Raw genomic sequence first — 12,824 nt, 5'->3', positions numbered from 1 at the left:
CCGTCCCCGGCCCCCGGCCCCCGACTCCGGGCGACGGCGCTGACGACTCACCGCAACGCGGCCACGTACCGGTCCGTGCCCGGGACCGTCGGGATGAACGGTGCGACCAGTTCATCCCGGCCCAGTCCGGATTCGCCCACCGCCTCCGCAAGGTCCCCGAAGTGCTGGTCCCAGCAGTCCCTGGGGTCGGTCTCCAGGAACCACAGGAGGGTCAGGCGGGTGTCGACGCCCTCGACCTGCTTGACGTAGGTCATGCGGTCGCCGGGCAGGGGGGTGGGGCGGAAGACGGTGACCATGGCCGTCGGGGAGCCGGCCAGCCGCTTGGGGAGGTGGCGGGCGCGCAGCCATTCGAGGAGTTCGGCGCGCTGCTCGGGGCTCTCGGCGTCGATCACCTGGAGCACCAGGCCGGCGTACGGGTGGTCCAGGGCGTGGAAGTCCCGCGGTCCCGCCGCGCCGTCCCGGTAGACGGTCGCCTCGTGGTCCTGGAAGGCCGTGAAGACGTGGGTGCGGTCCTGGTAGACCCGCGCGTCCCGGTTGAGGCGTTTGTTGATGCCGACCGTCCATCGCATGTGGTCGTCGTAGCGGCCGTCGGTGATCCAGTAGGTGGAGAGGTAGCAGCCCGCGGTGACGGGCTGGGCGATCGCCGACTTCTCCGGCTGCCGCAGCAGCTGGAGATCGCGGGTCGCCACCCATCGCCGGCCGGCGAACATCCAGGGCATGGCCATCGCGCCGGCGTAGTAGTGGTCGTCCTCGTACCAGCGGTTGTAGGCGTACTCGTGGCCGGGATGCGGTTCGACCATGGTGATCAGGGCGTGTCCGGGGCTGACCCCGTAGGGGCCTACGGCGGCCAGTTCGGCGTATGTCTCGCTGCGGGTCTCGTCACTCATGGGTCGTCCCCTTCCGTCCTCTTCCGTCCTTCTGCACCGGCCCCTACTCTGACGCCCCGTCAGATAAGACGCCAGAGCCGGGAGGTCATCGATGTCACTGCTCGCGGGCAAGACGGTCGTCGTGTCGGGGGTCGGAGCCGGGCTCGGTCACCGGATCGCGGCCGCGGTCGTGCGGGACGGCGGGAACGCCGTGCTGGGGGCGCGCACCGAGGCGCATCTCGCCAAGAGCGCGGCCGAGATCGACCCGTCGGGGGCGAGTACGGCGTACCGGGCCACCGACATCACCGACGAGGGGCAGTGCGAGGCGCTGGCCGCGCTGGCGCTGGAGCGGTTCGGGGGGATCGACGCGGTGGTCCAGGTCGCCGCCTGGGACTCCTACTTCGGCGGGCTCGCGGACGCCGACTTCGCGACCTGGCAGTCGGTGATCGACGTGAACCTGCTGGGGAGTCTGCGGATGACCCGGGCCTGTCTGGCGGGGCTGCGGGCCCGCGGGGGCGGGTCGGTCGTGTTCATCGGGACGCAGTCGGCGGTGGCCGCGCCCTCGCAGGTGCGGCAGGCGGCGTACGCGGCGTCGAAGGGGGCGCTGACCAGCGCGATGTACTCGCTGGCGCGGGAGCTGGGGCCGGACCAGATCCGGGTCAACACGGTGCTGCCGGGGTGGATGTGGGGGCCGCCGGTGCAGGCGTTCGTCCAGTTCACCGCGCACACGGAGGGCGTGCCGGAGGAGGAGGTGCTGGGGCGGCTCACCGGGCGGATGGCGCTGCCCGAGCTTGCCACGGACGGGGATGTGGCGGACGCGGCGGTGTTCCTGGCGTCGGACCGAGCTCGGGCGATCACCGGACAGTCGTTGCTGGTCAACGCGGGGGAGCTGATGCGATGAGTTCACGTATCTGAACACGAACCACCATATCGAATTCCTTTACCTCCCTTTGACCCGACGGTTACTTGTCGTGTCCACGCGGTAGCGCCCACGATGAGCGCCGGGCTGAACCCTGGGAGGGCGCACATGAACGGTCTCGACTGGGCCGTGCTCATCGGCTATTTCGGCGTCATGGTCGCCATCGGCGTCTGGTCGCACAAACGCGTCGACAACGTCAGCGACTTCTTCACCGCCGGCGGCAAGATGCCCTGGTGGCTGTCCGGCATCTCGCACCACATGTCGGGCTACAGCGCGGTGATGTTCACCGGCTACGCGGGCATCGCCTACACCTACGGCGTCACCTCGTTCGTCACCTGGTCCTTCCCCATCGCCCTCGGCATCGCCATCGGCTCGAGGCTGTTCGCGCCACGCATCAACCGACTGCGGTCCCGACTCCATGTGGCTTCCCCGCTGGAGTACCTGAAGAACCGCTACGACCTCAAGACCCAGCAGGCGCTGGCCTGGTCCGGCATGCTGCTGAAGATCGTGGACGTCGGCGCCAAGTGGGCGGCGATCGCCACCCTGTTGTCCGTCTTCACCGGCATCTCCCTCAACCAGGGCATCCTCATCACCGGCGCGATCACGGCCGTCTACTGCACGATCGGCGGCCTGTGGGCGGACGCGCTGACCGAACTCGGCCAGTTCGTCATCCAGTTGCTGGCCGGTGTCGCGATGTTCGTCGCCGTCGTCATGAAGCTGAACGACAAGGGCATCGGGTTCTTCGGCGCCTGGGACGAACCGGCACTGCAGGGCCACGGCGAGCCGCTGGTCGGCCCGTACGGCACGGTGTTCCTGCTCGCGTTCCTCTTCATCAAGCTCTTCGAGTACAACGGCGGCATGCTCAACCAGGCCCAGCGGTACATGGCCACGGCCACCCCGAAGGAGGCCGAGCGGTCGGCCCGGCTGTCCGCGGCGCTGTGGCTGATCTGGCCGGTCGTCCTCTTCTTCCCCATGTGGATGTCCCCGCTGCTGGTCACCGCGCAGAAGCCGGACGGCTCCGACAGTTACGGCCTGATGACCGAACAGCTGCTGCCGCACGGACTGTTGGGCCTGGTCATCGTCGGGTTCTTCTCGCACACCATGGCCATGTGCTCCTCCGACGCCAACGCCATCGCGGCCGTCTTCACCCGGGACTGCGCACCCGTGCTCTCGGCCAGGGCGCGGGCGTGGGACGCGCGTTCGGGACTGATCGCGGCCCGGATCACGACCGTCGTCTTCCTCGGCCTGTCCATGGCGGCGGCCACGCAGGTCAACTCCCCCGCCTTCAAGGACATCATCACGGTCGTCATCAAGTGGGTGGCCGGTCTGATGGGCCCGATGGCGATCCCGATGATGCTCGGCCTGCTGCGCCCGTTCCGCCGCTCCGGCCCGACCGCCGCGCTGGTCAGCTGGTCGATGGGCCTGTTCGCCTTCTGGCTGGTCAACTACCCGATCAACTGGAACGTCGACGGCGGGGTCCCGCTCCAGTACCAGGTCTCGATCCCGCTGGCCGTGTCCCTGGTCCTCTACATCCTCGTCGGCTTCCTGAAGCCGGAAGACACCCCGGAGCGCCTCGCGATCATCGAGACGATCAACACGGACGACGACTCGTCGGGCGCGGCGGCGGCGATCCCGGCACCGCGGGACGCCGTACCCGTGAAGGACTGACCGTCAAAAACTAGCCTCGGGGATATCTGGCCAGCCAGCCCGGGGAGGCGGACGCCGGGTTGTGGAGGGCCGGGCCCTGGGTCATCTCCATGGCGAAGTCGTCGGCCAGCTCCAGGATCGTGGGACGGCCCTCCAGTTCGGCCAGCCAGGCCGGCGGGAGGGCCGTTTCGCCGTGCAGGGCGCCGAGGAGGCCGCCGGCCAGGGCCGCGGTCGGGCCCGAGGGGGCGCCGTGGTTCACGGCGAGGCGCAGGCCGTGGCGGACGTCCTCCGCCACCAGGGCGCAGTAGACGGCCGCGGCGAGGACCGCCTCCGCGGTGCCCGATCCCGCCAGCTCCTCCACCCGCGCCGGGCCCGGCAGCCCCTGACGCACCGCGCCCAGCGCCCGCTGGAGGGCCTCCGACACCGGCTCGTGGCCCGGGCGGGCCGCCAGATGGGCGAGTGCCCGTTGCACCCCGCCGTCCAGGCTCTCGCCGCGGGCCAGTGCGTGCACGGTGACCGCGTACGCGCCCGCCGAGAAGTACGCCGTGGGGTGGCCGTGGGTCTGCGCCGCGCACTCCACCGCCAACTGCGCGACGAGCTGCGGCTCCCAGCCGACGAGCAGCCCGAACGGCACCGAGCGCGGGACGACCTCCGGCCCGGCCGCGCCGGGGCTCTTGGGCGCGTCCAGGGTGCCCATGCGATCGTCGCCCAGGCCCAGGAGCAGGGTCCGGGTGGGATCGCGGCGGGCGTACAGCCACTCCTCGTGAGCGAGCCAGCCGTCGTCCTTGCGGCGCAGGTCGGGGCCCCAGTCGCGCTGGGTCGCCGCCCATCTCAGATACGCCCGGTGCAGATCCGTCGGCGGATGCCAGGCGCCGGTGTCACGGCGGACCTGGGCCCGGATCAGGCCGTCCACGGTGAAGAGGGTGAGCTGGGTGAGGTGGGTGATCGCGCCGCGCCGCCCGTAGGCGGGGGCCAGGTCCACGACGCCCTCGGGGCCGTGCGCCTGCCGGATCTTCTCGATGCCCAGCCCGTCGACGGGCGCCCCCAGCGCGTCCCCGACGGCTGCGCCCAGCAGCGTGCCGCGCACCCGGCTGCGGAAGTCCTGCTGTTCGGTACGGCCCCAGACGGGCCCGGCAGTCGCACCCACCAAGTCCTCCCGGGCACCGTCCGTACGTACGACGCTCGTCACTGTAATCGAACACCGCTCTGTCGCCGCCTGGTGCAGGGGCCGTCCTGTGGAGGGGTGGAGGAGACCTCGTGGGGCGAAGTCGGCTGCGGTGCGGCAGCACCTTAAGGGGCGCGAGGAACTGCGCGACAAGCCACGACGGCGCCGCAGCGAACGACGGCGCATCTCGGCACTTCCAGCGGAGCGCCTCGCGGAGCGCCTACTCGACGACCCTGACCTTCGTTCCCGTCTCGCCGAAGGCCCACAGCGCGGTGCCGTCCGCCTTGGCCATCCGGATGCCGCCGGTCTGCGCGCCGGCGGCGGCCGGGGGCGGGGAGGAGCCGTCGACGGCGTTGGAGAACGCGATGTTGACGCCCGACACGGCGGAGAAGTAGACGACGTGCTCGATGGCCACGCCGTCGGAGCCCGTGATGGCGTCCTTGCGGAGCGACACCGTGTAGCTGCCGACGACCGGGTCGACCGTGCCGGGCCAGACGGTGAAGGTGCGGCGGGCGGTGTCGTCCGCGTCGACCAGCCAGAGCCGGTGCTGTCCCAGGGAGTAGACGATCCGGCGGCCGGTGCCCGAGCTGTCGGGCACCTGGGCCGCCTTGGGGGTCGCCGACGGCTTCGGTGTGGCCGAGGGCTTCGCGTCGGCCGAGGCCGAGGTCTTCGGGCGGTCGGCCGCGGACGCCGTGGGGTGCGGGCCCTTCTCGGCCTGTGCCGTCAGGGCGACGACCACGGCGATCGCGCCGGCCGTCAGGCCGGTGACCCAGGCCCAGGAGGGAAGCCGTCGGGCAGGCACGGGCACGCATCTCCTCAGCTACGGGACCCCTCGGTCAGGAGGGGTCCGATCATCGTACTGTGAGGCGGCTGTCCCACGGTTCCGCAGCGGGTTCTCAGTCCAGTACCGGGAGCAGTTCCGGCAGGTGGCCGTCCGAGGCCGTCGCCGCCCGCTGCCGTTCCTCCGGCACCTCGCCGTAGAGCGTGGTCCGGGGCTTCGCCGGACGGCCGGCCGCTTCCGCGACGGCGATCAGGTCCTTGACGGACTTGTAGGAGCCGTACGACGAGCCCGCCATCCGCGAGATCGTCTCTTCCATCAGCGTGCCGCCCAGGTCGTTCGCCCCCGAGCGGAGCATCTCCGCCGCGCCCTCCGTGCCCAGTTTCACCCAGCTCGTCTGGATGTTGGGGATGTACGGGTGGAGGAGGAGACGGGCCATCGCCGTGACGGCACGGTTGTCGCGCATCGTCGGGCCGGGCCGGGAGATGCCGGCCAGATACACCGGCGCGTTGGTGTGGATGAAGGGGAGCGTGACGAACTCCGTGAAACCGCCGGTCTGCTGCTGGATGCGGGCGAGGGTGCGCAGGTGGCCCAGCCAGTGCCGCGGCTGGTCGACATGGCCGTACATCATGGTCGAGGACGACCGGATCCCGACCTCGTGGGCCGTCGTGACGACCTCGATCCAGGTCGCCGTCGGCAGCTTGCCCTTGGTCAGGACCCAGCGGACCTCGTCGTCGAGGATCTCGGCCGCGGTGCCGGGGATGGAGTCGAGCCCGGCCTCCTTCGCCGCCGTCAGCCACTCGCGGATCGACAGGCCGGTGCGGGTCGCGCCGTTGACGACCTCCATCGGCGAGAAGGCGTGCACATGCATCCCGGGGACGCGGGCCTTCACGGCGCGGGCGATGTCGAAGTAGGCCGTGCCGGGCAGGTCGGGGTGGATGCCGCCCTGCATGCAGACCTCCACCGCGCCCAGTTCCCAGGCCTGCTGGGCGCGGTCGGCGACCTGGTCGAGGGAGAGCGTGTAGGCGTCGGCGTCGGTGCGGCGCTGGGCGAAGGCGCAGAACCGGCAGCCGGTGTAGCAGACGTTGGTGAAGTTGATGTTCCGCGTGACGATGTAGGTGACGTCGTCGCCGACCGCCGCGCGGCGGACGTCGTCGGCGATGCGGGTGAGGGCGTCGAGGGCCGGGCCGTCGGCGTGCAGAAGGGCGAGGGCCTCGGCGTCGGTGAGCTTCGTCGGATCGTCGGCGGCGGTCGCCAGGGCCTGGCGGACGTCGGTGTCGATGCGCTCGGGCGCCATGCCGGGGGCGGCGGCCTCGCGCAGGGCGCCCCAGTCGCCGTACACCTCGTCGAAGTCGTCGCGGCGGTCGGAGGTGCGGCCGTCGGTGTCGATGGTGCGGTGCAGCTCGGTGCGGCCGGACGCGACGAAGACCTCCTCCGGCTCCTGCCACGGACGGCCCTCGACGACGGCGTCCGGCAGGGCGAGGCCCGTCTCGGGGTCGGCCAGCGCGCGCACGTGCGGCAGCAGCCGCGGGTCCAGCCAGGGCTCGCCGCGCCGGACGAACTCCGGGTAGGCGCAGAGCCGTTCGCGCAGTTCGAAGCCGGCGGCCCTGGAGCGTTCGGTGAGTTCCTCGATCTGCGGCCAGGGACGCTCGGGGTTGACGTGGTCGATGGTCAGCGGCGAGACCCCGCCCCAGTCGTCGATGCCCGCGCCGATCAGCCGCTCGTACTCGCTGTCCACCAGGTTGGGCGGGGCCTGGATGTTGGCGGCCGGGCCCATGATGTGGCGGGCGACGGCCACCGTGGCGACCAGCTCGTCGAGTTCCGCGTCCGGCATGCCGCGCATCGCGGTGTCCGGCTTGGCGCGGAAGTTCTGGATGATCAGCTCCTGGACGCCGTGGTAGGCGCGGGAGATCTTCCGCAGCGCGAAGAGGGAGTCGGCCCGCTCCTCGAACGTCTCGCCGATGCCGATCAGGATCCCGGAGGTGAACGGGACGGAGGAGCGGCCGGCGTCCTCCAGGACGCGCAGCCGGACGGCGGGCTCCTTGTCCGGGGAGCCGTGGTGGGGGCCGCCGGGCTCCGACCACAGGCGGGTGGCGGTGGTCTCCAGCATCATGCCCATGCTGGGCGCCACGGGCTTCAGCCGCTGGAAGTCCGTCCAGGTCATGACGCCCGGGTTGAGGTGCGGGAGCAGTCCCGTCTCCTCGAGGATGCGGATGGAGATGGCGCGGACGTAGGCGATGGTGTCGTCGTAGCCGTGCGCGTCGAGCCACTCCCTGGCCTCCGGCCAGCGCTCCTCGGGCTTGTCGCCGAGGGTGATGAGGGCTTCCTTGCAGCCGAGGGCCGCGCCGCGCCGGGCGATGTCGAGCACCTCGTCGGGAGACATGAACATCCCGTGGCCCGCGCGGCGCAGCTTGCCGGGGACGGTGACGAACGTGCAGTAGTGGCACTTGTCCCGGCACAGCCGCGTGAGGGGGATGAAGACGCTCTTCGAGTAGGTGATGACCCCGGGACGGCCGGCGGCCTCCAGTCCGGCGTCCCGCACCCGGGCGGCCGACGCGGCGAGATCGCGCAGCGCCTCGCCGCGCGCCTGCAGCAGGACGGCCGCCTCGCCGACGTCGAGGGCGACGCCGTCCCGAGCGCGTTTGAGGGCACGACGCATGGAGTTCTCGGTCGGACCGGTGGCGCCGGGGCGCTCGGTGGGGCCGGTGGGTCCGGTTCCGGAGGTCGCGGAGGTCGTCATCCTTTGAGCATACGTTCGGGCTGATCAGGGCCGATGGGGACGTCCGATTCGTCCCTCCCGGACACCGTTACACGGTGTCACTGGAATCGGGCGAGGTCGTCGAGTACCCGCAGCACCTCGGCCTCCCCGGCCGGCGGCAGCTGCACGACGGTCTCCTCGATGCCCAACTCCGCGTAGTGCGCGAGCTTGCCGGGGGACGGCTGGACGGCGTACGGCACGACCTGGAGCGCTTCCGGCTCCCGCCCGGCGTCCGCCCACGCGGCGCGCAGGGCCGGGAGGGACTCCGACAGCCCGCGGCCGCCGATCGGCAGCCAGCCGTCGGCGTACTCGCAGATGTGCGAGAACAGCTTCGGGCCCGCGGCGCCGCCGATGAGGGTGCGGGGGCCGGTGACCGGGCCGCGCGGCTTCTGCACGGGCTTGGGGTGGGCGGAACTGGCCCGGACGCTTCCGTACTCGCCGTCGTACGCCGTCGGTTCCTCCGCCCACAGGGCCTGCATCAGCCGCATCCGGTCCCGGACCAGCTCCCGGCGGGTACGCCACGCGACGCCGTGGTCGGCGGCCTCCTCCACGTTCCAGCCGTAGCCGAGGCCCAGGGTGAGCCGGCCGCCGGAGAGGTGGTCCACGGTCGCGATCTGCTTGGCCAGGTCGATCGGGTCGTGCTGGGCGACGAGCGTGATGCCGGTGCCGAGGCCCAGCGTCTGGGTGACGGCCGCCGCCTGGCCGAGGGCGACGAAGGGGTCGAGGGTGCGGCCGTACTCGCGGGGCAGGTCGCCGCCGGCGGGGTAAGGGGTCGTGCGCTCGACGGGGATGTGCGTGTGCTCGGGCAGGTAGAGCCCGGCGAACCCGCGCTGCTCCAGCTCACGGGCGAGGCGGGTGGGGGTGATCGTCTCGTCGGTGAGGAAGATCGTGACGGCGATGCGCATGGGGGGCATGGGGGGCCTTTCGCTGCGTACGGCGGCTTCGGACGGGTGGGTCGGCGGGTGCGTCCGCGGGGTCGTCCCGGGTGACGTTGTCATCTGTACCGGGAGACGGGGCGAGTGTCCATACCGACTGGTCGGCATTGCTGGCGTTCGACACCCGCCGGGCCTGTGTACATGACATCCCGACAGGGGCCGATTCCCTTGCCGTTCACGGGAGTTCACACGGGCCGGAGAAACTGGCGGGCATGTGTGACGACGCACACCCCATCGCCCGTAGAGCCCTGTTCGTGACGGGGGCCGCCACCGCGCTCACACTGGGAAGCGTGAGCTTCGCAGCGGCGGCCGGCCGCGAGGAGGGGGCCCAGGAGACGCGCACGCTCCAGGGCACTCTGCCCACCGGATCGCCGGACTTCGTCTACGTGCCCGTGGAAGTCCCGGCGGGAGTACGGGAGTTCAGGGTCGGGTACAGCTACGAACGGCCCTCCGTCCCGGCCGGCACGCCCGGCAATGCGCTCGACATCGGCGTCTTCGACGAGCGCGGCACCGAGCTGGGCGGGAAGGGCTTCCGGGGCTGGTCGGGAGGCGCCCGCAGCGAGTTCTTCATCCGGACGGACGACGCGACCCCGGGATATGTGGCGGGCCCGGTCCGCGAGGGCGTCTGGCACATCGCCCTCGGCCCCTACACGGTGGCGCCGCAGGGCCTGGCCTACCGGATCACGGTGACGTTGACGTACGGCGAGCCGGCGCCGGTCGCGCGGCCCTCCTACCCGTCGTCCCGGGCGCGCGGCCGGGGCCGGGCCTGGTACCGGGGCGACTGCCACCTGCACTCCTGGTACTCCGACGGCCGCCGCACGCCCGCCGAGATCGGCGCGCTCGCACGGGCGGCGGGACTGGACTTCGTCAACACCTCGGAGCACAACACCCACGCGGGGCACGCCCATTGGGCGGACGTGGCCGGGGACGACCTGCTGGTCATGCTGGGCGAGGAGATCACGACGAGGAACGGCCACGTCCTGGCCCTGGGCACGGATCCCGGGGAGTTCGTGGACTGGCGCTACCGGGCCCGCGACAACCGCTTCGGACGCTTCGCCCGCCAGATCCGACGGGCCGGCGGCCTGGTCGTACCGGCGCATCCGCACGCGACCTGCATCGGCTGCGGCTGGAAGTTCGGCTTCGGCGAGGCGGACGCGGTGGAGGTGTGGAACGGCCCGTACACGCCCGACGACGAGGTGGCCCTGGCGGACTGGGACGCGATGCTGGTGGCGGGGGTGCGGGGCGGCGGCCCTCCGGGGACCCGGCAGTGGCTTCCCGCCGTCGGCAACAGCGACGCCCACCGGGATCCGGACGTGGTCGGACTCCCCCAGACGGTGGTCCTGGCCGAGGACCTGACCCGGGAGGCGATCCAGGAGGGCATCCGGGCGGGCCGGTCCTACGTGGCCGAGTCGCAGCACCTGGCCCTGGACTTCACCGCGACGGGCGGACGCGGCCGCCGGGCCGGGATCGGGGAGTGCCTGAAAGTGGGCAAGGAGGCCCCCGTGACGATCCGCCTCGCGGTGACCGGCGCCCCACGCTGCACGATCCGCTTCGTGACGGACGAGGGCCTGCTCTTCACGAGCGCCCCGCTGCCGGACTCGGGCGCGGGGGTCGCCGAGTGGCGTACGACGCCGTCGTACGCGGCCTACGTACGGGCGGAGGTCCGCCACGAGGCGACGGCCCCTCCGCTCCCCGGCGCACTGGCCGCGTTCACGAACCCGGTGTTCCTGGAGTGAGCAGATCGATCACGAGCTCGTACCGCTCCCGGTCCGGTCCCAGGTCCTCCGAACGGTGCTCGAGCGCCCTGCGCGCCGACGCGAGTGCGCGTGCCGTGGGCTGCGCACCACGGTCGAGCAGCAGCCGCACGACCTCCACATGCCCGCACCAGGCCGCGACGCCCAGGGGTGTCGTGCCGTTGCGCATACGGCGGTCGTCGACGTCCGCGCCCCGGTCCAGGAGCAGCGCCACGGTCGCCTGATGCCCGCCGCCGGCGGCCACGACCACCGGCACGAGCCCACTCCGGTTGCGTTCGTCGACCCGGACCCCGGCGTCGAGCAGCACCTCGACGACCTCGGTACGCCCGAGCATCGCCGCCAGGCACATCAGGTTGAGATCGTGGTACGGCCCCGCCGGCCCGTCCAGCGGGGCCCCGGCCGCGAGCAGCACCCGGACCACTTCGGCATGCCCCGCGTGCACGGCGAGGTCCAGCGCGGTCCGGTGCTCGCGGTTCGTGGCGCTCAGGCCGGCGCCCGCGTCGAGCAGCCGGGCGACGAGACCGGCGTCGCCCTCCCACGCGGCCTGCGTCAACTTCTCGGCAAGGTCCATACGTTGATCATCCCGGGGTCACGGGCTGATCGGAACGACCGGAACGACCGGAACGACCGGCGGCGGCGTATTGGCGAATCCCCGAGGAGACTCCCGCCCCGACGGCGAGCACACAGACCGTCAGACCGCCGAAGACGACCGGGTTCACCCAGCCCGGCACGATCTCGGTCCCCACGCCCTCCTCCGTCACGCACTGCACGCTGACCGGCAGCGACATCCGCGTCTCGATGTATTCGCCCGCCGCGCCCTTGGCCGCGCACAGCTGATCCGGGTCCAGGACGAAGAAGCCGGACATCACACCCCACGCATACGCGCCGAGCGCGGCGGCGCCGGCCATGACCGTCACCAGCACACAGGAATGGACATTCGGCAGCCGCCACCCGCTGCCCGCCTCCCGCCGCCAGGCCCGCACAGCGAGCGCGAGGGCAGCGCCCACGACGACGAACGGGGTGAGCAACGGCGCGAGAGTCAGAACCAGGAAGAGTAAGGTCGCCACGCCTTACCAGACATCGTTGGGGGACGAGTGGTTCTGGCCGAGGGCGGCGGTCAGTCCACCAACGGGACTTCACTCACGCCTTGCCTCCACCGGCGCGCGCGTCCTCCAGGGCTGCCATGACCTCGGGCGAGTTCCTGATCAGGATGCGGTGTCGGTAGGCCCGCACCACCGCCGCGGCACCCTCGAAATCGTTCGTGAGCGAAGCTCCTATGGCCGCCGCCAGCTCCTCCTCGAACCGCTCCCGGTCTCCCGGGAAGCCGTAGCGGCTGAGGGCGCTGCGTAGGTCGTCCACGGTTCGGATCTCCGGGAGGGGCGTGATCGTCACTTCGTTCCGCCCCCGCAGTCCGCCCACAGCAGTTTGCCGCCCTTGGATGCGCCCAGGTGGCGGAGTACCGATACTCCGACGTCGTCCGCGCACGCCCGTACGAGGTGCAGGCCTCGGCCGGTTTCGGCGTCCGCCGGGGGTGCGGTGCCGAGGGGGCCTTCCTTGAAGCCGGGAGGGACGCGCGGGTCCGTGTCCCAGACGGCCACGCGGACTCCGCCCGGCCGTGTCGACATCAGACGCAGCGCGTACGCGCCCTCGGTGTGCAGGTGCGAGTTCGCCAACAGCTCGGCCGCGAGGAGCTCCGCGGTGGGGGTGAGGTCGGGTACCTCGTGGGCGGCGAGGATGAGTCTGAGGGCGCCCCTTGCGATGCCCGGTGCGCGTGGATCACGGGGAAGGTGCAAGGTGTAGTTCCAGGACGGCGATACGGTGGCCATCGGAAGTCTCCGGTCACTGAGGGGAGTTGAACGGGTGCCTGGTGTCGATGCCGTGGCGTCCCACGGTGCGCTTCCGGGCGGGGCGCCTGGTTCAGTAAGCTACCGGCCCGCCACCTAATACATTTCCCATTCCGGCAATCGCATGAGGTTTTACCTCGTGTGGGTGACACCAATGC

At 71.7% G+C, this 12,824-nt stretch carries 12 protein-coding genes; 3 read left to right on the top strand and 9 right to left on the bottom strand.

Annotated features, from left to right (window positions below):
* Positions 1 to 47: 47 nt before the first annotated feature.
* Positions 48 to 887, bottom strand: a complete 840-nt coding sequence (locus tag ACWD4O_RS15760; protein ID WP_451280238.1) for a hypothetical protein — start codon at positions 885 to 887, stop codon at positions 48 to 50.
* Positions 888 to 978: 91 nt separating this feature from the next.
* Between ACWD4O_RS15760 and ACWD4O_RS15755 the strand changes: the two genes are divergently transcribed.
* Positions 979 to 1,767, top strand: a complete 789-nt coding sequence (locus ACWD4O_RS15755) for an SDR family oxidoreductase (protein ID WP_451280237.1) — start codon at positions 979 to 981, stop codon at positions 1,765 to 1,767.
* A 126-nt stretch (positions 1,768 to 1,893) separates the two neighbouring features.
* On the top strand, positions 1,894 to 3,453 hold the full coding sequence (locus tag ACWD4O_RS15750) for a sodium:solute symporter family protein (RefSeq protein WP_451280236.1): 1,560 nt from the start codon (positions 1,894 to 1,896) through the stop codon (positions 3,451 to 3,453).
* 10 nt (positions 3,454 to 3,463) lie between these two features.
* Here ACWD4O_RS15750 and ACWD4O_RS15745 read toward each other — a convergent pair whose 3' ends face one another.
* The 4 genes from ACWD4O_RS15745 to ACWD4O_RS15730 form a co-directional block, all read right to left on the bottom strand.
* Complete coding sequence (locus ACWD4O_RS15745; protein ID WP_451280235.1) at positions 3,464 to 4,579, bottom strand: ADP-ribosylglycohydrolase family protein; 1,116 nt, start codon at positions 4,577 to 4,579, stop codon at positions 3,464 to 3,466.
* A 238-nt stretch (positions 4,580 to 4,817) separates the two neighbouring features.
* Positions 4,818 to 5,405 carry a hypothetical protein gene (locus ACWD4O_RS15740; protein WP_450949992.1) on the bottom strand — a complete coding sequence of 196 codons (588 nt, stop codon included), beginning with the start codon at positions 5,403 to 5,405 and terminating at the stop codon, positions 4,818 to 4,820.
* An 88-nt stretch (positions 5,406 to 5,493) separates the two neighbouring features.
* The gene (locus ACWD4O_RS15735) at positions 5,494 to 8,115 is read right to left on the bottom strand and encodes a bifunctional FO biosynthesis protein CofGH (RefSeq protein ID WP_451280234.1); all 2,622 of its coding nucleotides are present in this window, start codon (positions 8,113 to 8,115) and stop codon (positions 5,494 to 5,496) included.
* Positions 8,116 to 8,192: 77 nt separating this feature from the next.
* Positions 8,193 to 9,038 carry an LLM class F420-dependent oxidoreductase gene (locus ACWD4O_RS15730; protein WP_451280233.1) on the bottom strand — a complete coding sequence of 282 codons (846 nt, stop codon included), beginning with the start codon at positions 9,036 to 9,038 and terminating at the stop codon, positions 8,193 to 8,195.
* Positions 9,039 to 9,280: 242 nt separating this feature from the next.
* Here ACWD4O_RS15730 and ACWD4O_RS15725 point away from each other — a divergent pair, with 242 nt between their 5' ends.
* The gene (locus tag ACWD4O_RS15725) at positions 9,281 to 10,804 is read left to right on the top strand and encodes a CehA/McbA family metallohydrolase (protein WP_451280232.1); all 1,524 of its coding nucleotides are present in this window, start codon (positions 9,281 to 9,283) and stop codon (positions 10,802 to 10,804) included.
* Here ACWD4O_RS15725 and ACWD4O_RS15720 read toward each other — a convergent pair.
* The 4 genes from ACWD4O_RS15720 to ACWD4O_RS15705 form a co-directional block, all read right to left on the bottom strand.
* Positions 10,779 to 11,393 (bottom strand): ankyrin repeat domain-containing protein, encoded by a 615-nt coding sequence (locus ACWD4O_RS15720; protein WP_451280231.1) that lies wholly within the window; start codon positions 11,391 to 11,393, stop codon positions 10,779 to 10,781. The two genes, ACWD4O_RS15725 and ACWD4O_RS15720, sit on opposite strands and share 26 nt — an antisense overlap.
* A gap of 7 nt (positions 11,394 to 11,400) precedes the next feature.
* Positions 11,401 to 11,889 (bottom strand): hypothetical protein, encoded by a 489-nt coding sequence (locus ACWD4O_RS15715; protein ID WP_451280230.1) that lies wholly within the window; start codon positions 11,887 to 11,889, stop codon positions 11,401 to 11,403.
* Between the two features lie 73 nt (positions 11,890 to 11,962).
* The gene (locus ACWD4O_RS15710; RefSeq protein WP_451280229.1) at positions 11,963 to 12,214 is read right to left on the bottom strand and encodes a hypothetical protein; all 252 of its coding nucleotides are present in this window, start codon (positions 12,212 to 12,214) and stop codon (positions 11,963 to 11,965) included.
* Entirely contained in the window at positions 12,211 to 12,648 is a 438-nt protein-coding gene (locus tag ACWD4O_RS15705) for an ATP-binding protein (protein ID WP_451280228.1), read from the bottom strand. Before ACWD4O_RS15705 ends, ACWD4O_RS15710 begins: the two co-directional genes overlap by 4 nt.
* Between the last annotated feature and the right edge of the window lie 176 nt (positions 12,649 to 12,824).

It is taken from the genome of Streptomyces sp. NPDC002623 (genome assembly GCF_053592635.1).
This window is presented reverse-complemented; position numbering and strand designations above follow the sequence as displayed.

Bases quoted from the DNA above. Each gene is read 5' to 3' on its own strand.
- ACWD4O_RS15760 (WP_451280238.1), bottom strand. From the start codon at position 887: ATGAGTGACGAGACCCGCAGCGAGACATACGCCGAACTGGCCGCCGTA.
- ACWD4O_RS15755 (WP_451280237.1), top strand. From the start codon at position 979: ATGTCACTGCTCGCGGGCAAGACGGTCGTCGTGTCGGGGGTCGGAGCC.
- ACWD4O_RS15750 (WP_451280236.1), top strand. From the start codon at position 1,894: ATGAACGGTCTCGACTGGGCCGTGCTCATCGGCTATTTCGGCGTCATG.
- ACWD4O_RS15735 (WP_451280234.1), bottom strand. From the start codon at position 8,115: ATGACGACCTCCGCGACCTCCGGAACCGGACCCACCGGCCCCACCGAG.
- ACWD4O_RS15730 (WP_451280233.1), bottom strand. From the start codon at position 9,038: ATGCGCATCGCCGTCACGATCTTCCTCACCGACGAGACGATCACCCCC.
- ACWD4O_RS15725 (WP_451280232.1), top strand. From the start codon at position 9,281: ATGTGTGACGACGCACACCCCATCGCCCGTAGAGCCCTGTTCGTGACG.
- ACWD4O_RS15720 (WP_451280231.1), bottom strand. From the start codon at position 11,393: ATGGACCTTGCCGAGAAGTTGACGCAGGCCGCGTGGGAGGGCGACGCC.
- ACWD4O_RS15705 (WP_451280228.1), bottom strand. From the start codon at position 12,648: ATGGCCACCGTATCGCCGTCCTGGAACTACACCTTGCACCTTCCCCGT.